The sequence below is a fragment of the Microbulbifer maximicatervae (SeqCode) genome, from assembly GCF_052467505.1.
In genome coordinates this window covers 2,958,075-2,975,369 of record NZ_CP174313.1, presented here as the reverse complement: position 1 = coordinate 2,975,369, position 17,295 = coordinate 2,958,075, and the positions used below count along the sequence as shown (strand labels likewise).

The 17,295-nt window shown below is 45.3% G+C and carries 15 protein-coding genes; 12 read left to right on the top strand and 3 right to left on the bottom strand.

Going from position 1 to position 17,295, the window contains the following annotated elements:
- The first annotated feature begins 165 nt into the window (after positions 1–165).
- From ACJJIN_RS13280 to ACJJIN_RS13265, 4 genes are all read left to right on the top strand, one after another.
- A complete protein-coding gene (locus ACJJIN_RS13280) occupies positions 166–1,629 on the top strand; it encodes an NAD-dependent succinate-semialdehyde dehydrogenase (RefSeq protein ID WP_444895037.1) in 1,464 nt (487 codons plus the stop codon).
- Positions 1,630–1,653: 24 nt separating this feature from the next.
- Entirely contained in the window at positions 1,654–2,337 is a 684-nt protein-coding gene (tsaA, locus tag ACJJIN_RS13275) for a tRNA (N6-threonylcarbamoyladenosine(37)-N6)-methyltransferase TrmO (RefSeq protein WP_413664568.1), read from the top strand.
- Positions 2,338–2,501: 164 nt separating this feature from the next.
- The gene (locus tag ACJJIN_RS13270; protein ID WP_444895036.1) at positions 2,502–3,323 is read left to right on the top strand and encodes an MBL fold metallo-hydrolase; all 822 of its coding nucleotides are present in this window, start codon (positions 2,502–2,504) and stop codon (positions 3,321–3,323) included.
- Between the two features lie 54 nt (positions 3,324–3,377).
- Positions 3,378–3,866 carry a hypothetical protein gene (locus ACJJIN_RS13265; protein ID WP_444895035.1) on the top strand — a complete coding sequence of 163 codons (489 nt, stop codon included), beginning with the start codon at positions 3,378–3,380 and terminating at the stop codon, positions 3,864–3,866.
- A 7-nt stretch (positions 3,867–3,873) separates the two neighbouring features.
- On the opposite strand, the gene ACJJIN_RS13260 is transcribed toward ACJJIN_RS13265, so the two are convergent.
- Complete coding sequence (locus tag ACJJIN_RS13260) at positions 3,874–4,662, bottom strand: class I SAM-dependent methyltransferase (RefSeq protein WP_444895034.1); 789 nt, start codon at positions 4,660–4,662, stop codon at positions 3,874–3,876.
- A 174-nt stretch (positions 4,663–4,836) separates the two neighbouring features.
- On the opposite strand from ACJJIN_RS13260, the gene ACJJIN_RS13255 reads away from it, so the two are divergent.
- Positions 4,837–5,322 carry a GFA family protein gene (locus ACJJIN_RS13255; protein ID WP_413664572.1) on the top strand — a complete coding sequence of 162 codons (486 nt, stop codon included), beginning with the start codon at positions 4,837–4,839 and terminating at the stop codon, positions 5,320–5,322.
- A gap of 69 nt (positions 5,323–5,391) precedes the next feature.
- Here the strand turns inward: ACJJIN_RS13255 and ACJJIN_RS13250 are convergent, their stop codons facing one another.
- Positions 5,392–7,020, bottom strand: a complete 1,629-nt coding sequence (locus ACJJIN_RS13250) for a di-heme oxidoredictase family protein (RefSeq protein WP_444895033.1) — start codon at positions 7,018–7,020, stop codon at positions 5,392–5,394.
- 1,372 nt (positions 7,021–8,392) lie between these two features.
- Between ACJJIN_RS13250 and ACJJIN_RS13245 the strand changes: the two genes are divergently transcribed.
- Together ACJJIN_RS13245 and ACJJIN_RS13240 are read left to right on the top strand one after the other, a co-directional pair.
- Positions 8,393–9,550 carry an NAD-dependent epimerase/dehydratase family protein gene (locus tag ACJJIN_RS13245; protein ID WP_444895032.1) on the top strand — a complete coding sequence of 386 codons (1,158 nt, stop codon included), beginning with the start codon at positions 8,393–8,395 and terminating at the stop codon, positions 9,548–9,550.
- A 92-nt stretch (positions 9,551–9,642) separates the two neighbouring features.
- On the top strand, positions 9,643–10,671 hold the full coding sequence (locus ACJJIN_RS13240) for a glycosyltransferase family 4 protein (RefSeq protein ID WP_444895031.1): 1,029 nt from the start codon (positions 9,643–9,645) through the stop codon (positions 10,669–10,671).
- Between the two features lie 31 nt (positions 10,672–10,702).
- Here ACJJIN_RS13240 and ACJJIN_RS13235 read toward each other — a convergent pair whose 3' ends face one another.
- Positions 10,703–11,560 (bottom strand): alpha/beta hydrolase, encoded by an 858-nt coding sequence (locus ACJJIN_RS13235; RefSeq protein WP_282934044.1) that lies wholly within the window; start codon positions 11,558–11,560, stop codon positions 10,703–10,705.
- Between the two features lie 134 nt (positions 11,561–11,694).
- Between ACJJIN_RS13235 and ACJJIN_RS13230 the strand changes: the two genes are divergently transcribed.
- From ACJJIN_RS13230 to ACJJIN_RS13210, 5 genes are all read left to right on the top strand, one after another.
- Complete coding sequence (locus ACJJIN_RS13230) at positions 11,695–13,725, top strand: protein-disulfide reductase DsbD family protein (protein WP_444895030.1); 2,031 nt, start codon at positions 11,695–11,697, stop codon at positions 13,723–13,725.
- Between the two features lie 2 nt (positions 13,726–13,727).
- Positions 13,728–14,354, top strand: a complete 627-nt coding sequence (locus ACJJIN_RS13225) for a thioredoxin family protein (RefSeq protein ID WP_444895029.1) — start codon at positions 13,728–13,730, stop codon at positions 14,352–14,354.
- Between the two features lie 15 nt (positions 14,355–14,369).
- Positions 14,370–14,873: a protein disulfide oxidoreductase gene (locus ACJJIN_RS13220; RefSeq protein WP_444895028.1), complete on the top strand. Its 504-nt coding sequence runs from the start codon at positions 14,370–14,372 to the stop codon at positions 14,871–14,873.
- A 166-nt stretch (positions 14,874–15,039) separates the two neighbouring features.
- On the top strand, positions 15,040–15,861 hold the full coding sequence (locus tag ACJJIN_RS13215) for an MBL fold metallo-hydrolase (RefSeq protein ID WP_444895027.1): 822 nt from the start codon (positions 15,040–15,042) through the stop codon (positions 15,859–15,861).
- A gap of 181 nt (positions 15,862–16,042) precedes the next feature.
- Positions 16,043–16,750 (top strand): aspartate/glutamate racemase family protein, encoded by a 708-nt coding sequence (locus ACJJIN_RS13210; protein ID WP_444895026.1) that lies wholly within the window; start codon positions 16,043–16,045, stop codon positions 16,748–16,750.
- Positions 16,751–17,295 lie beyond the last annotated feature (545 nt).

Below are 17,295 nucleotides of genomic sequence, written 5' to 3'. Positions count from 1 at the left end.
GGCGGTAACTTAGGTTACCTGTAAGCCGGCAAGGGATACTGCCGGTTTGCGCACCACTCCAGCTTCTACAGCCTTAACCCACAGTGGAATGGCATTGTGGGATTTCTATCGTACCAGTGATCCCGTTTTTGATGGGGCCAGGGAAGAAACCACAAGGAGAATACGATGTTGAAGCTGAAGAATCCTGCATTGCTGCGCAACCAGTCCTATATCAATGGCCAGTGGATTGACGCTGATTCTGGCGATACCTTCGATGTGTTGGACCCGGCAACTGGCAAGGCGGTTGCCAGTATCGCCAACTTGGGGGCAGATGAGACTCGTCGTGCTATAGAAGCTGCTGATAAAGCCTGGCCTGCCTGGCGCGATACTCCGGTAAAAGAAAGAGCGAAAATACTCAGGCGCTGGTATGAGCTGATAATTGCTAACGCCGATGATCTAGCCATTATTTTGACCGCAGAGCAAGGCAAGCCACTGACAGAGTCCCGTACTGAAATTGTGTATGGTGCTAATTATGTCGAATGGTTTGCGGAAGAAGCCAAGCGCGTCTACGGGGATGTTATTAGCCCGCCTTCCAGTGATAAACGGCTCTTGGTTATCAAGCAGTCGATTGGTGTGACCTGTTCTGTAACGCCATGGAATTTCCCCAGCGCTATGATCGCACGCAAAATGGCTCCCGCTATTGCCGCAGGTTGTCCATTTATTGCCAAGCCCGCCTCCGAAACACCTCTATCCGCACTGGCACTCGCAGTTCTCGCTGAGGAAGCGGGAATTCCCCCAGGTGTTTTTAATATTGTCGCAGGGGATAAGGCACCGGAGATTGGCGCAGAAATGACGGCCAATCCCTTAGTGCGGAAATTTACTTTTACCGGCTCTACCGCTGTCGGAAAATTGCTGCAAGCCCAGTGTGCAGCAACCATGAAAAAAACCTCTATGGAATTGGGGGGTAATGCCCCATTTATTGTTTTTGATGATGCCGACATTGGCGAAGCTGTAAAGGGCGCAATTGTTTGTAAATATCGCAATGCCGGTCAAACCTGTGTATGCGCCAATCGCATTTTCGTGCAGGAAGGTGTTTACGATGAATTTGCACAGAAATTTTCCGCTGCGGTAAACCAGCTTTCCATGGGCAGTGGTTTTGATAGCGGTGTCGACATGGGCCCTATGATTACCACCAAAGCAGTGAAGAAAACGGAATCTCTGGTGGAAGATGCGCTGCAAAAAGGCGCGCAAACCTTAGTTGCTGGTGGTCCCAGTACTATGGGGGAATGCTTTTATTCTCCCGTAGTATTGGGTGGGGCCACCGATCAAATGCACTTGTTCAAAGAAGAGATCTTCGGTCCGGTAGCTCCGCTATATAAATTCTCCTCTGAAGAAGAAGTCATTAAAATGGCCAACGATACGGAATTTGGTCTGGCTTCTTATTTTTACTCCAGGGATATCGGTCGTATTTGGCGTGTTGCAGAAGGACTTGAATACGGTATGGTCGGTATCAATGAGGGTATTATTTCCAACGAAATGGCACCCTTTGGCGGTGTAAAAGAATCCGGGCAGGGGCGCGAGGGCTCAAAATACGGTATTGAGGATTACCTGGAAATAAAATATCTGTGTGTCGGCGGTATTGATAAGTAGTTTATAAAAGTGTTTGGATTTTAAATGGTTGTAGAGCCTATTGCGCGGGTGCATTCCTGCTTTGGAGAAAAGTTTGGAGTGCCCCGCCAGCCACTATTGGCGGATGCCAGTCGCGCCAGTATTGCGTTGCTACCCCCCCTGGATACGCCAGATGCAGTTGCCGGTCTGGAGCAAAATAGCCATATCTGGGTAGTGTTCCAATTTCACCAAGCCGCTGGGCAGTGGTCAGCTAAAGTGCGCCCGCCCCGTTTGGGCGGCAATAAGAAACTGGGTGTACTAGCCACTCGCTCGCCTTTTCGTCCCAATAATATCGGGCTGTCAGTAGTTCGTCTTCTGGAGGTACGCACCTCTCCTAAAGTGGAGTTGATAGTTGCCGGGGCAGATTTGGTCGATGGTACGCCAGTATTGGATATTAAACCCTATGTTCCCTATGCGGATGCGTTAACGCATGCGCAAAGTGAATTTGCTGACGCAGCTCCAGTGCAAATTCCCGTTACTATCCCCGAGTCAGTTCTGAATAAAGCCAAAGCCTACCGCGATGACTGGGGTACAGATCTCCCCCGTTTAATTGAACAGGTGTTATCCCAGGATCCAAGACCGGCATACCAAAAGACCGATCCACAGCGCACTTATGGCATGCAATTGTGTGAATTCAATTTGCGTTGGCGTTATACCGATGCCGGAATAGAAGTGGTGGCACTAGAATAACCCTCGACCAGCTAGTTTCAGTATTCTGCAGCAAGCCAGGATGCAGTTCCTTCTTAACTGCCTCCACATCGGAACGGATATGTCATCCATTTTCATGGGAAATACAATTCCCCAAGGTAAGATAATCGCCTAAAAATAGCGCCTATCTATCCAGGGGCACAACTATGCCAGTACGTGAAACCTTTAATTATCAAGGCTTAGATGCTATTCGCGTCGGCCGAATAAATATGGGCGTTAATACAACCTTTGTTGTTTATCGACTTAATGGAACTGTAATTGATACAGGTCCCAGCAATCAGTGGAAGTATGTAAAACCGTTTATCCAAAGTACACCGCTAAAACAGTTATTGCTGACTCATCACCACGAAGACCATAGCGGTAATGCCGGCGCTATCCAGAAACTTACCGGTGTACAGGCGGTTGCTCCCAATTTGACCATTGGTATATTAAAAAAAGGCTTCCGAATTCCCCCCATGCAAAAGTTGTTCTGGGGAACTGCCGGCAAAGCTGAGGTGGCACCTCTTCCAGAGGAGGTCTACATTGGTGAAGAAAAAGTGGTGCAGGTATTTAGCCCCGGGCATGCAAAGGATATGACCTGCTATTTATTGCCTGAGCGTGGTTGGCTGTTTAGTGCGGATTTATTTATTGCCAACTACTTGAAGTTCCTGCGTATTGATGAAGATGTCCCTACATTGATGAAAAGTATAAAGGGAGTCCTGGATCATTCATTTGACGTTATCCTCTGTCCTCATAGAGGTGTGGTAGAGGATGGTTGGCAGCAGTTGAATAAAAAATATGAGTATCTGCTTAATCTATCTGGAGAGGCGCAGAAGTTGAAACAACAAGGGCTGCCCTTAGAAGAGACTACTTTGCGTTTATTAGGCAAAGAAGGGTTGTTCAGCGCTTTGACTGGTTATAACTTCTGCAAGAGAAATTTAATTGCTTCATGCTTACAGGTTAACTTGGATGAGATGCCTAGATTCTAGGTTTTCATTACTTTCTAGGCAGTAGCCAATTTCGATGCAAAGTTATTTGTTAAGATGATCATTGCTTCTGGATTAAGAGTTGCAGAAGAAGGGTGTTTTGTGATCAGGGAATCGCTAAGGGTATTTATTTTTGGATTGCTTGCCTGGCCATTACTAAGCAATATATTGAGTTTTTTAAAACCTTTCCTGATTGCACTAAATTATGATGAATTTTCTGGGGGGCTTGCGCCTAGTTTGGTAGATATTATCTATCCCTATTTTACATTGGTGTCTATTGCTTTTGCCTATGCTTTCTTTATATTGACTCGGATGATAACGGGGCGGCTAAAGCGTTGGTTGTGTGTTAGTCTGGTGCTGGCTTATCTAGGTGTATCAATCTATCCAGTATTCGCTGAAGAATCTATTGTGTATTTAACTTTAAGTGGCACTCACTACTTGATTGAGTTAATTATATTAATAATTGGTGCAACTATTATTTATAAAAGCATATCAGAATCCTCTGTGGCAGCAGGTGAGAGTGTTAGTGCTGCGAGGAAAGCCTGAATAGAGTCTATTTCTCTGCTTCAATAATAAATCGTTTGATTCTAACCCCAGCATCCTTTCGCATTTCCGAGTGGATTTTCTTATAGTATTTGTTCATTACCTGGTCGGCAAACTGCTCTCTTTCTGGGTGGCCTAGATGGCGGAACTGGGGAACCCATGATAGAAAGAAGGTAGTGAGCTTTTCCCAGGTTTGAAAATTTTCCACATGATAGATTTCATCGAATCTTGGTAAGTAGAAGCCTGCTTCTTCGGCATAGTTCTGCATTTCCTCTAGCGTATAGTGATTATAAGGATCGTGAAAACTTTCAAAATAGGGTTTCCATGTAGCTGTTTCTTGTTCCTCGTATACAGTCTCCCAGAAATTTTCATGATCAACCTGAAAACCACAAACTACTTTACCGTTATCTTTTAAATATTTGTAAAAACTATTCCAGACTTGAGCTTGGTCCGCTACCCAGTGTAAACAACTAAAAGAAAAAATAATGTCGAATTTGTAGTCGAACTGGATTTCGTCTGCGCTCATTTGCTCGAAGGATAGGTTGGGTATATTGGCGTAATTTTTATTGGCATAACAAATCATATCCTCGGTTAGATCAATACCGATAATCCTGCCATTCGTCATACGCTCAGCTAAATAGCGGGTCACCTTGCCATCGCCACAACCCACATCAAGAATAGTGGCTGCCTGGCGATAATCGCAGCGATGTATGGCTTCCATCGCGTGGCGCCACTGCATGTCAGAGGCGTTTACGTACTCTTGAGCCTGCCACTTATCATGCCTGATAGGTTCATTCATTGGTGTGACGCCCTGAGTCTCATTGGGGATGGGTGAATCAGTTTAGCCCGGATACACTTATGATCTGTGTAGCAATTTCAGTCATCGATAAATTTGGCACAAGAAACTGTGCAGTTCGTAAAACCGTCATTCTGACCACCTGCGGAACGAAAGGTAAAAGTCTGGAAAAGTACTGTGAAACTCAAAGGATCTTGCCACTGCCAATCGGTTAAGTTCAGTCTGAACTCCCGGCAACCTTATCCCTTCAACCGTTGTTACTGCTCAATATGCAGAAAAACTGCTGGAGGAGGGGGCTTTGCTATTAACCTGGGGGCAGATTTCCAAACCCTGAAAGTGGAGGGCGAGGAGTTTTTGAGTGTCTATCAGGCTGAAACTGGGATTCGGAGTCGGGAAAGTAGCGGGAAGAGTCCGGCACAGCGACATTTTTGTTCAAAGTGTGGCAGTGCGTTATGGCTTTGGGACCCGCGCTGGCCAGAACTGGTACACCCCTTCGCTTCTGCGATTGATTCTGAGTTGCCGGTACCGCCAGTGCGTAGCCACATGATGCTGGATTATGCTCCGAGTTGGGTGCAGCCAGATATACGGGAAGGGGACGAAATGTTTGGAAGCTACCCTGAAGAGTCCCTGGCTGAATGGCACCAGCGAAATGTTCCCGATTAGGGAGGGATAAAGAGAGGCGGGGCGAGCCTGTGGCCGCCCCGCTTCAGGTTTATAGAGTTAACCTTGCGTTTATTCTTCCGCGAGATAGAGCACCAGGTTATCCAGGAAGTTGACCAGGTCTGCCTTTTCAGTGTCACTCAGCGCATCAAACTGTTCCTTGCTGGATTCAGCTTCACCACCGTGATAGACAATCGCCTCAGTCATAGTGGTGGCGCGGCCATCGTGTAAGTAAGGTGGTGTTGAGCCAACGCCCCAGAGGTTTTCTGTAAGGAATACTGAGGCTCCTACATTGCCTTCATCAATTTCCTCGGCCATGGCTGTTCCCATATCGTGACGCTTAAGGTCACCATATAGGCGGACTATAGCCCCGCCATTTTCCGATTCCTCAAATTGCCCCAGCGTTTGTCCAGAAGGAAGCTCCTGAGGGTTATCCATGATCTCTGTGAGCAAGTTAAATTGCAGGGACCTGCTAGGTAGGCCGGCTATATCGCCTGCGGGATAAGTCTCATCGCGGTAGTTGGCGTGCTGAGAGGGTTCATAGAATACCGGCGATGCAACTTCCATCTCGGGGGAGTGGCAAGAGGCACAGCCAATGGAGCTAAATAGCTCTTCGCCATTTTCGATACTGGCAATTTCCTCATTGCTTAAGGGTAGGCCGTATGTCTCCTGCTCCTCTTCCGTTAGGGAGTCGATTACGCTGTTAAGCTCGATCTTTGTTACCGGGCGGGGTTGCGCTGCGTTGTAGATAGTTAACGCGGTGATGTCACCAACACTGAGCTCGTTAGTGATCGAATCAAAGTCGCTGTCTGCATCACCGACCAATTCAGTGGCCTGCATGCCCAGCTCCTGGTGTGCCGCGCCACGAACGAATGCGCGTACAAATCCGGTTAGGCCTTTCCATTCAAAGGGCCTGACTACAAGGTCAGCATTGAGGCCTTCGACGTTATCGTAGTTGACCTCATCACAGGAGACGGAGATCTCACCAAAGCTAACGCCTTTTGCGGTTAGTGCGACAGTCGTATCTGTGCCGGATGAGCAGCTCTCACTGATAGCCTCATCCCGCAAAGTGTGCAGCTCGGTAGTCATTTCTTCCGCTACCAACTGTACAGCCCCCATACCGAACAGGTGGGGCGACTGGCGCTCGATAAAGCCTTTTTGCTTGCGTTCAGGGTCCATACGAATCACATTATCGTTCACGCCACCACCGCCATCGGCTACCGGTACGTTGTGACAGCTGATGCAGGAATCACCGTTGGGGCCTGTCGCACGATGGGGCAGGACATTCGCCCATGCATTAGGTCCTTTCAGGTCGGGCCTTGGGAAGCTGGTAAATCTTTTGCCGTTGCCCACATTGACCCCGACCCCGTCGAGAGCGTTGTAATTCATCTCGAATAACTCATCGCCCTCCTCAAAAGCGTGAACATAGGCTTCCAAGGTATCCATGGATTCGAGATCAGATTGCTCTAAATGTCCACCCAGGTGAATTTCAATTGCCCCAGCATGCAATATCTGTACGGTATCGAAGACTTCACTAAAATCGAAAGGAGTGGTCCTTTGCTGTCTTTGGTTTTTTCTTGCGTGCTTGGGAACTCGGTTTTTATCGTGCTTGGAACCAAAGTCGGCAAGCGCTGGAGTGGCATTAAATGTTAAAGCCGATATTGCCATAGCGACAGGCAACAGGTGTTTTTTAAGTATCATCAGCTATATCTCCGGGTACTGATATTGAGCGGACGTAAGGTGAGTTTTTCTACGAAAATGCACTCGATGCGGAGACACTCGAACACTTTTCTTTTAAGCACGATTCCCCAAAAAACTGATTATCAGTTGTGCTACAAGGAAAAATTGATAGAGATTTTGGTAATAACATTTTTATCTCGCAAAGTGCATCCAGTGAAGGTTTAACAGCATCCTTGCAAGCTTCTTATAGGTAGAACTGTGCCTGTTCTGCCACTTATGGCAGGCGTCAAGACCACGGGAGATACAGTATTGCGATAGCAGATTTTAAAGCTCAGATTAACTGACCTAAAGATCTAAAATGCGATCCCGATTGTGTCGATTTTGCCCATAACCTACCGCGCTAGTACGCGGCTATGTTTTTGTTTTTCGGCTTTTTTAGTTGCCGTTTGTGATAAATAAGTTCCTTTGAAAGGGTAGGTATTTGCATATTTGCCTTTCGGTGACAGGCTTTCCTACTTCACGGAAAGTCCCTATTCCTGGTGGTTGTGACATTAGATTTAGGAAAAAGTGCTGGTTATTAACGTTATTGAAGGCAATGGATATTTTGAAAAACTTATAATTATTTTCGATTGAGAGTGAATTCCCCAATTGTGAATTCGTATTGTCTTTAGGTGACACATGGTTTGGAGGCTAATAACTTATCTGTTTGTGGAATTTAATATCACCTTTGTAGATAGGGTTTATGGAAACACTTCTTACCTTCGGTGCGTGCCAGTTCGTTATACCAGATCAAATTTCAGCATGCGCTTGTGAGCGTAGATACAGAGATGAAGGGTATTTGATCGCTCTCTTACTTACAGAAAGGTGCTTTGGGGGGGCGACTAATGTGAACCGTATAACTGTCAAAAAAGTTTAGCTTTATTGAAAACATTATTGGCGTATTTTCCTTTCTAGTAGAGGGATAGAGTGATCGGTCTAAAACAATGGTGTTTCCGTTCGAGTGCTCAATGTATTTAGGCTTAAAGTAAAATTGGCGCGCTATTCATTTGAATGGCGCGATAAAGATCTTTGTCGCCATATATTTCAATATAGAAACAATGAGATAGTTCTATCATTGCGCCTGTAGGCGAGGAAGCCCCCAACTTACTATCAACTACAAAGCTGCTGAGAGATATTTTTAACGAGTGGTTCGTTTTTTCTCATTGTGGCGTACAAGGAACATGGATAGTGATATGGATTGTCACGACAATGTCACAAAAAATCGAATAAATTTGCCCGTATGGCTTCGTTTAACTGTGGCTGGTACTTTTGAATGAGGTAGGTTAATTCGAAGCTGATAAAAATATTAGTGTATTCGAATTGTATAAATTCCTAAGAGTTTTTAGGGGGTAGGGTGAGAAAAGTATTGATTTTGGGAGGTGATGGATTTTGTGGTTGGCCTACATCTCTCCACCTTTCAGAGGCGGGTTATGAAGTTATTATTGTTGATAACTTATCACGGCGAAAAATTGATATTGAGCTTGAAGTTGATTCATTGACACCAATCAGGCACCTGTCTGAGCGGCTTCGTGTATGGCGTGAAGTTTCCGGTATGTCCATCAGGCATATTTATATTAACCTCGGACAGGATTTTGAGCGATTGGTCACTCTCTTAAAAGAGGAAAAACCAGACGCGATTGTACATTTTGCTGAACAGCGTGCCGCACCCTATTCGATGAAATCTGTCCGGCATAGACGTTATACACTTGATAATAACTTGAATGCTACCAATGATGTCCTGGCGGCTATAGTAGAAAGCGGATTGGATATACATTTGATTCACTTGGGTACTATGGGTGTATACGGGTATGGAACAGCTGGTCTCACTATTCCCGAAGGATATTTAAAAATCCAGGTAGAGACTGAAGGGTATTTGAGTGAACAGGAGATTCTTTACCCTAGTAATCCAGGTTCTATCTATCATATGACAAAGGCTCAGGATCAATTGTTATTTGCCTTCTATAACAAGAACGATCAGGTACGTGTCACTGATTTACACCAAGGGATCGTTTGGGGTACCCAGACCCGACAAACACAAAGGGATGAATCTCTGATTAATCGATTTGATTATGATGGTGATTATGGAACAGTCCTCAATCGATTCCTGATGCAAGCGGCGATTAATTACCCACTTACCGTTCATGGCACTGGCGGCCAGAAGCGGGCATTTATTCATATTCAGGATACCTGTCAATGTATTCAGTTAGCTATTGAAAATCCTCCAGAGATAGGCGATAGAGTCAAAATTCTGAATCAAATGACAGAGACGCATCGTATCAGGGATCTAGCAAATTTAATCTCCAACAAGACAGGGGTGGGAATTGCCTACTTGGACAACCCCAGAAAAGAGTCAGCAGAAAATGATTTGTTGGTAAATAATGACCAGCTTATCGAGATGGGGCTCAAGCCTATAACTCTGAATGATAATCTTCTCACTGAAGTTGAGGGTATTGCCAAAAAATATTCACATCGATGTGACCAAGCTAAAATCCCTTGTGTGTCGAAGTGGTGATTTTTTTATACTTCAATGGTCCTGGTTTTATATGAAATCAAGGCTGCCTGTGGAAGGTGAGGTTTAATGTCTATAGCTGAAGAGTGCAAAATATGAAGATTTTGATTGCTACGGATACTTATCCGGAGCAACTAAATGGTGTTTCCAGAGTACTGGAAAAAACTGAGAAAGAACTCATGGCAAGGGGGCACCAAGTAAAAATTGTTTCTGCTACTGATTTTACTAATTTCCCCTGGCCGGGCTATAAAGAAGTGAAAATTGCAGTATTTCCTGGTGGGAAAGCTGCCCGAATTATTGAGGATTTTTCACCGGACGCTATTCACATTATGAGTGAAGGTCCTGTGGGGTGGGCTGTTCGTGGCTACTGCAAGCGGAATAATTTGCGTTTTACGACATCTTGGCTGTCCCGTCTCTCTGAATATGTATCGATTCGCTATAAAGTTCCACTGAAGTGGTTACACGGTCTCCTTCGTCGCTTTCATAATTCCGCAGCACAAACAATGGTGACTACAGATGGTATGGCAGCGGAAGCTCGAGCCTTGGGAATTGCCCGTGTCACCCGCTGGCGTAGAGGCGTAGAGTTAGAAAAATTCCATCCGGTTGAGACAAAACTTTTTGAGGGCCTAACTCGACCTATCATGCTCAATGTAGGGCGTGTTGCAGTGGAAAAATCACTGGATAAGTTTTTATCGCTTGAGCTACCGGGAACAAAAGTTATCGTAGGGGATGGTCCTCAGCTCAATGAATTAAAAAGGAAGTTTCCAAAGGCGGTATATCTGGGAATTAAAGAAGGGAAGGACTTAACTGAATGCTACAGCGCTGCAGATGTTTTTGTATTTCCTTCGGTAACTGACACTTTTGGTCTGGTTAATCTTGAGTCTTTAGCCTGTGGTTTGCCCGTTGCCGCCTACCCTGTGACAGGTCCGAAAGATATCATTGGTGATGCCCCCGTTGGAGCGTTGGATAGCAATCTGCAAGTGGCCATAGAAAAGGCACTATTATTGGACCGATCGGACTGTGTTACTCATGCCAGGACCTATTCCTGGGATGTGGCCACTGAGGATTTTATTTCAAGTCTGGTCCCGGTCAGTGCAGTAGAGGCTTTGCCTGTTGATGGCTAGATAAAAGCGTTGCTCGTAAAGTTCGCAAGGCTTACTTGCGAGCTGACTTGAGCAACTCAACCCAACAGTACTTGTTAACAAATGCATAGTGTCCCAGCTGGTGCCAGCTTTGAGTTGAGCTATTTGGCATTATACTTGAGAGATATTCTGGCATTTTAATATCAATTATATCGTCGGCATCACCATAAAATATTTTGGTGGAAGTAGTGATTTCACGAGGATCAAACCCCCAATCCCAAAGCGCCATTATCATTTCAAAAAAACCCTCCCCATGCTGCGTTGCTCCAGCAGAGAATGATTCTTCAAACATTTTCTTAAGAGCCGGGTCTCGAATAAACAGTGCGGCATCAGAGGCGTCTTTCTTTGCAAAGAGCTGAATATAATCTTGTATATTGCTATTGGCTTGGTATGCACTTAATCGGCACAGACAACGAGTAAGAAATTGCCAACGATGAATCTTTGCGATAAGTCTGATATCCGGGTTTTTTAGCAGGTCAGTCATTCCTGGGTAGTCCAGTGGCGCAACAGGGGCTGCAAGGGCAATTTTAGAGACTCTGTGGGGAAGTTTGTTAGCGATAGAAAGTGCATGAGGGGCACCACCTGAATGGCCGACTACCGAAAATGTCTCAATATTTAGACGATTAACCAGTTCTTCGATATCGGCCCCCCAATCAACCATTCGCCGGCCTCTATGGGGAGATGATCCCCCCACACCAGGTTGATCTACAGAGATGACTCTTACGCCAAGAGATGCGGTAAGGTCCTTATCAGGATTGCGAATTAGTCGCGAATCTGAGAAGCCATGATTGAAAAGCACAGGCCAGCCATTTGGATCACCATAGTCATCATAAGTAAGGATACGGCCGTCACTTATCTGCAAGGCAGGCATTCTGGGCGCTTCTTTAGGTTAGGTATGATCGGAGTATAGTGAGACTTCGTTTTGTGATGGGTGAGGCCAATGTTGTAACTTGTATCTGACCCAAAGGGGGAGTACCAGTTGATTAGGCGAGAAGGAGAATCACATTGAAAATAAAGACCACGCTGATCAACATCTGCTGTTTGACGTTACTGTTGGTTGCGGGTCTCCCTGTAGCACAGGAGACGGCATCTGGTGATCACGTCAAGGTGCGTTGGCTGGCACCTGATACATTTCGCCAAGGAATGAGAGAGACGGTTGGATTCTACTTTGAGGTAGATCCTGGATGGCATGTGTATTGGCGTAATGCTGGAGATTCAGGGGCGGCTCCACGGTTTGATATGGAGGCTCAGGGCGCTTTATTAGGGCCGATCGAATGGCCATTCCCAACGCGCCTCCGGGTAGAGCATCTTACTAACCTGGGGTACTCCGGGAATGTTGCCTACCTGTTCCAGCTCCTCCCAGATAAGCGCACGCAAGAGGTTACCCTGCATGCGGACCTGGAGTGGTTGGTTTGTAAAGTGGATTGCATACCGGGCTTTGCCACTATGAGTCTTGTACGGTCGGTTGCAGAGCAGGCGGCTTGGCCAGCTACAGATCTGGCGTTAAGGAATTACTTTGCCAACAGGCTTCCAGGGGGGGGAAGTGAGAGCCCGTGGCAACCAGTATCCATTTCAGCGCGAGGTAGTGAGCATATTACTTTGCAGCTCAGAGGGAATCGTAGCGATGAAATACCTAGCATTTTCCCCGTAAATGGTGACTTGTACTCTGCGTCTGAGCCAGAAGTTCAGCGCGAAGATGAAACTCTCCTCTACAAGTTCAAGCGCCTGCCGGGCTCTGAGATTAGTGAAAGCAGTGATTTTGTGATTGCACACTCGAGCCGGGCCTGGAAAGTCTCTGCCCCCCTCTTATCCCAAGAGGGAATTGAGACGAGTGCAACCTCTATATGGCTTTTACTTCTGTCAGCATTTATTGCCGGTATCCTATTGAATCTGATGCCCTGTGTTTTCCCCGTACTGTCCATAAAGCTATTTGGACTGATTAACGGTGGTAATCGTCCAGCCGAACGTTTGCGTGAATCTTTCCTATATAGCGCCGGCATTATGGTGACTTTTCTTGCCCTGGGGCTTGCTTTATTGGCGCTACGCTGGGGGGGATTGGCCGTTGGCTGGGGTTTTCAACTTCAGTCACCGGTTGTGGTAATTGGGTTAATTATGCTCTTCTGGCTGATGGCCCTATCCTTTAGCGGCTTTTTTGAGTTTGGGCACCGATTAATGGGGCTTGCTAGCTCCAATAGCCGTGGCTCCTTTACCACCGGTGTTTTAGCTGTCTTTGTTGCCGCCCCCTGTACCGGTCCATTTATGGGAGCAGCTCTGGGAGCAGCGGCGGTGATTCCTCCACTTCAGGCTCTACTCATCTTCTTATGCCTCGGTTTAGGGCTCGCTGCGCCATTTATTTTGATGTGTGCAAGTCCTGTAATACTGAGGCATCTGCCAGCTCCAGGTCCATGGATGGAGAAGTTGCGTCAGTTTCTTGCATTTCCGCTTTACGTAACGGTGATATGGCTACTATGGATTTTAGGGCGCCTAGCTGGGGACTCTGGTTGGTTGGCCGGTTTAAGCCTGTTGCTCGTTGTTACTTTTGCAATCTGGCTAGTAAAAAATTTTTCCAAAAAGGGGGGAGCAGCGGGTCTGATTTGTGTCGCTGCTACTTTGCTAATATCTCTACCGGCAATCCGTATGGAGGGTGGTGAGCAACCTGCAGAAATGGCGTATGACTGGCATCGTTATGACAAGGCACTTTTGGCGGAAGCCTTGGATAATGGGCGCCCTGTATTTATTGACTATACCGCAGCCTGGTGTATTACCTGCCAGGTAAATAAAAAGCTGGTGCTTGATACCCCGAGTGTACAAGCATTATTTAAAAAGAATAACGTGCTTCTAATTCGGGCCGACTGGACGCGTTATAACCCTGAAATTACTCAAGCTTTGCAGGATTTGGGGAGGAACTCTGTACCTGTATATGCATGGTATCCTGCAGGAGAGAAAAAACCAGAGTTACTTCCACCACTGCTGCAAGAGTCTTTAATTGCAGCACTGTTTAGTAAGCACTTAACTGTTAATAGTGAGGATGGTTAATTATGAAATTATTTTTCAACGTGAATAATTCGATACTTAGAGGAGTTTTGCTTTTATTCCTGATGTTGCCGAGTGTTGTGTTGGCAGCAGCCGTTCCTGGACAAAAAGCGCCAGAATTCTCAGTAGTGGATGCTGCTGGAAAAACTCACAATCTCTCCGATTACAAAGGCCAATGGTTGGTTATTGAATGGTTTAATAAAGATTGCCCCTATGTCAGGAAACACTATGGCAGTGGTAATATGCAGTCCCTTCAAAAAAGGTATACAGCACAGAAAGTAAATTGGCTCACGGTTATTTCTTCAGCTAAAGGAAAGCAGGGCTATTTGGAGCCAGAGCAGGCTATGGCAGTTGCACAGAGTCATAACCTCGGCGCAAGCGTACCCTTCTTGCTGGATACCTCTGGAGTTATGGGGCGTGCTTATGGGGCTAAAACTACTCCGCATATGTTTATCATTAATCCTCAGGGGGAAGTCGTATATGCTGGAGCCATTGATGATAATGACTCAGCCAATCCTGCGGTTCTAGGCAGTTCACACAATTATGTTTCTGCTGCACTGGATGCTTCACTGAAGGGACTGGCTGTGCCCAAGTCTTCATCGCGGGCTTATGGGTGTAGTGTGAAGTACTAAAGGAGTTTATTTGGGGTGGAAAAAGCTCGTTATAGCTACCTGGTTCAGGCCTTGATATTTATCACCTTGGCGGTACTAATGGTTACTGCCGTGGGTTATTTCCACCAAAGAGATATCCCTGAGAACCAGGCCCCTCAGTTAGAGGGGCAATCGCTGCAGGGAAATATTATTGACCTAAAGCAAATGTACTCTAAAGGTCCAGTATTAATTTATTTTTGGGCAACCTGGTGCCCCTATTGCCGGATAGTTTCCCCCGCTGTGACTGACCTGTCTCGGGATTACCAGGTTGTTGGTGTTGCGATGCAGTCTGGAACAGAAGAGGTGGTTACCGAATATATGCGGAATCACGAACTTGCTTTTCCTACTCTAAATGATCCATATGGTGTTTTAAGTGCCCAATGGGGCGTTAAAGTGACGCCAACCTTGCTGATTGTCGACACTGACGGGCGCGTTGCCTGGGTCACTACTGGAGCCACATCCAAGTTGGGTTTGCAGTTGCGCTTAAAGATGACAAAGTAGCTTGTCACCATTAATGTCACTTTGTCGTATTTAAGCTTATATCAAACTCTCTTTCCCTGAGCCTGCGATGGTTGGCGTTAAAATTGCCTAATTGCCGGGGAGGACTGCCCTTATAGATATGCTTCTATAATTCCTTAAAGGTCTGTCTCTTGCGCTGGAGAGTGGCGTGTCGGTTATTGATTCTTTTGACTATCAAGATCTGGATGCGCAAAGGGTCGGCCGTTTCGATTTTGGTATCAATACAACCTTTATTGTATATCGGTTGGGTGACACTATTATCGATGCCGGCCCCAGTAACCAGTGGAAATACGTCAAGTGGTTTGTAAAAAATAAACCTTTTCGGCAATTAGTCCTCACCCATCACCACGAAGATCATAGTGGTAACGCCGGTGCAATTTATAAGCTTACCGGTATACAGCCAAGAGCCCCTAAGGCGACAGTAGAGATATTAAAGAGAGGTTTTCGGATACCGCCAATACAGATGCTGATTTGGGGGAGGGCCGGGCGTGCGGAAGCTGCGCCACTACCGGAAGATTTAAGGTTCTCCGGCGAAAAGGTAGTTGTTATCCCCGCACCAGGGCATGCCAAAGACATGACCTGTTATCTGGTTCAGGATCGAGGGTGGATATTCACTGCTGATTTGTATGTAGCTAGTAAGTTAAAGCTGTTGCGTAAAGATGAAAGTATTCCAATTTTAATGCACAGTATCAAAAAAGTGCTCACCTATGATTTTGATATTATATTTTGTCCTCATAGAGGGATTGTAGAAAAAGGAAAAGTTCGCTTACAAGCCAAGTATGATTATTTGTTAAATCTTGCAACTGAAGCACGGGAATTGGACCGGCAAGGATTGCCTCTTGGTGAGATTACCCACCGGCTATTGGGAAGGGAAAACTTGATGAGTGTCGTGTCCGGTTACAACTTCAGTAAGAGAAACTTAATAGCTTCCTGTATGCGGGTTGATCCTACAGAAGTGTCTGATTATTGATCTTTCACTAAGAATAAGAAAAGTATTAAATCACGTCCGTATGTAATTTATAAGTGAGTACCGATTTTATATAAATTGGTACTTTTAATTAAGTTGTCGCTATTCCTGAATGCCCTCAATTTACAATCAGTCTTTCGACTCTCTCATGTTAGTATTCGCAACATGTATTAAGGGATATTAGATGAGCTCAAAGATGAAGAAGATTGGCCTTTTGGGTGGAATGAGTTGGGAGAGTACAGCAATTTATTATCGCCTGATTAATGAAGGAATTGCTCAAAGGTTAGGAGGGCTGCACTCGGCCGAAATTCTACTTTATAGCGTCGATTTTGAAAAAATTGCACAGTTACAAATGGAGGGTGATTGGACTCAGGCAAGTAATCTATTGGTTGAGGCGGCAATATGCCTGGAAAAAGCTGGTGCTGAGGGCATTTTATTGTGCACTAATACTATGCATAAAGTAGCTGGAGATATTATCGAGACTATTGATGTACCTTTTTTACATATTGGTGATGCTACAGCTGAAGCACTTAAGAACAGAGGGATAAAGACCGTCGGCTTGTTGGCGACAGCTTTTACTATGGAGCAAGATTTCTATCGTGGCTATATGCAGGAAAAGTATGGGATTGAGGTTTTGATTCCGGGGCCCAGCGATAGAGAGATAGTCCATAGGGTTATTTACGAAGAGCTCTGTAAGGGGAGAGTCCTTAACAGTTCAAAAATGGAATTTATTCGTATTGTGGATTTGCTATCCAATCGAGGTGCCGAAGGTGTGATCCTAGGGTGTACAGAGATTTGCATGTTGCTTTCGCAAGAGGATACCTCTACTCACCTGATGAACTCCACAGAGATTCACGCTCAAGCCGCAATAAAGTTCGCACTTGATTGTTGAATAGTGTTGCTAGGTTTACTTAGAGATATCTTTGTCAACCAAAAGTTAGACTGATAGTTCACTGTGACGTTTATTAAAGCCACTCTACTAGCTTCGAAGCGTATCAGTGGGTGGTTTTTTTATAACACAAATCTACTCTTGTTAGGTTTGCTTGTCCCATATTCGTTAGTTTTTTAGTATTAACCTCTTTTGTTAAGTGGGTTTTCTGTGGATGTTTGTCTGTGAGTTAGAGCTGACAAGATAAAATATCTTCACGGTATTTGTTTGTGAAATGATATTTATCATGTTTATTACGGTAGGCTAAGGTTATTTTTTTACCTCAAATCATCAAATAAGTTTCATTTGTCCTCTGTAGAAGTTATTATTTGGGATATACCCTGCTTGTGTATGTGCGCTCTATTTTGCTTCCTCTTGTAATTAAATTTAATTTAATCATCTAATTAGATTTATTTTATTTTTGGCAGTTTTGTCAGTATCTACATTTTTAGTCGTTCTTAATTTTTAAAATTGCCTTTTTTGCTCTTGCAAATTGTAGTTTTTCTGGC

Coding starts and splice junctions, on each gene's coding strand:
- ACJJIN_RS13280 (WP_444895037.1), top strand. CDS start 166: ATGTTGAAGCTGAAGAATCCTGCATTGCTGCGCAACCAGTCCTATATC.
- ACJJIN_RS13235 (WP_282934044.1), bottom strand. CDS start 11,560: ATGCCTGCCTTGCAGATAAGTGACGGCCGTATCCTTACTTATGATGAC.
- ACJJIN_RS13210 (WP_444895026.1), top strand. CDS start 16,043: ATGAGCTCAAAGATGAAGAAGATTGGCCTTTTGGGTGGAATGAGTTGG.
- tsaA (WP_413664568.1), top strand. CDS start 1,654: ATGGTTGTAGAGCCTATTGCGCGGGTGCATTCCTGCTTTGGAGAAAAG.
- ACJJIN_RS13265 (WP_444895035.1), top strand. CDS start 3,378: ATGATCATTGCTTCTGGATTAAGAGTTGCAGAAGAAGGGTGTTTTGTG.
- ACJJIN_RS13240 (WP_444895031.1), top strand. CDS start 9,643: ATGAAGATTTTGATTGCTACGGATACTTATCCGGAGCAACTAAATGGT.
- ACJJIN_RS13270 (WP_444895036.1), top strand. CDS start 2,502: ATGCCAGTACGTGAAACCTTTAATTATCAAGGCTTAGATGCTATTCGC.
- ACJJIN_RS13225 (WP_444895029.1), top strand. CDS start 13,728: ATGAAATTATTTTTCAACGTGAATAATTCGATACTTAGAGGAGTTTTG.
- ACJJIN_RS13260 (WP_444895034.1), bottom strand. CDS start 4,662: ATGAATGAACCTATCAGGCATGATAAGTGGCAGGCTCAAGAGTACGTA.
- ACJJIN_RS13250 (WP_444895033.1), bottom strand. CDS start 7,020: ATGATACTTAAAAAACACCTGTTGCCTGTCGCTATGGCAATATCGGCT.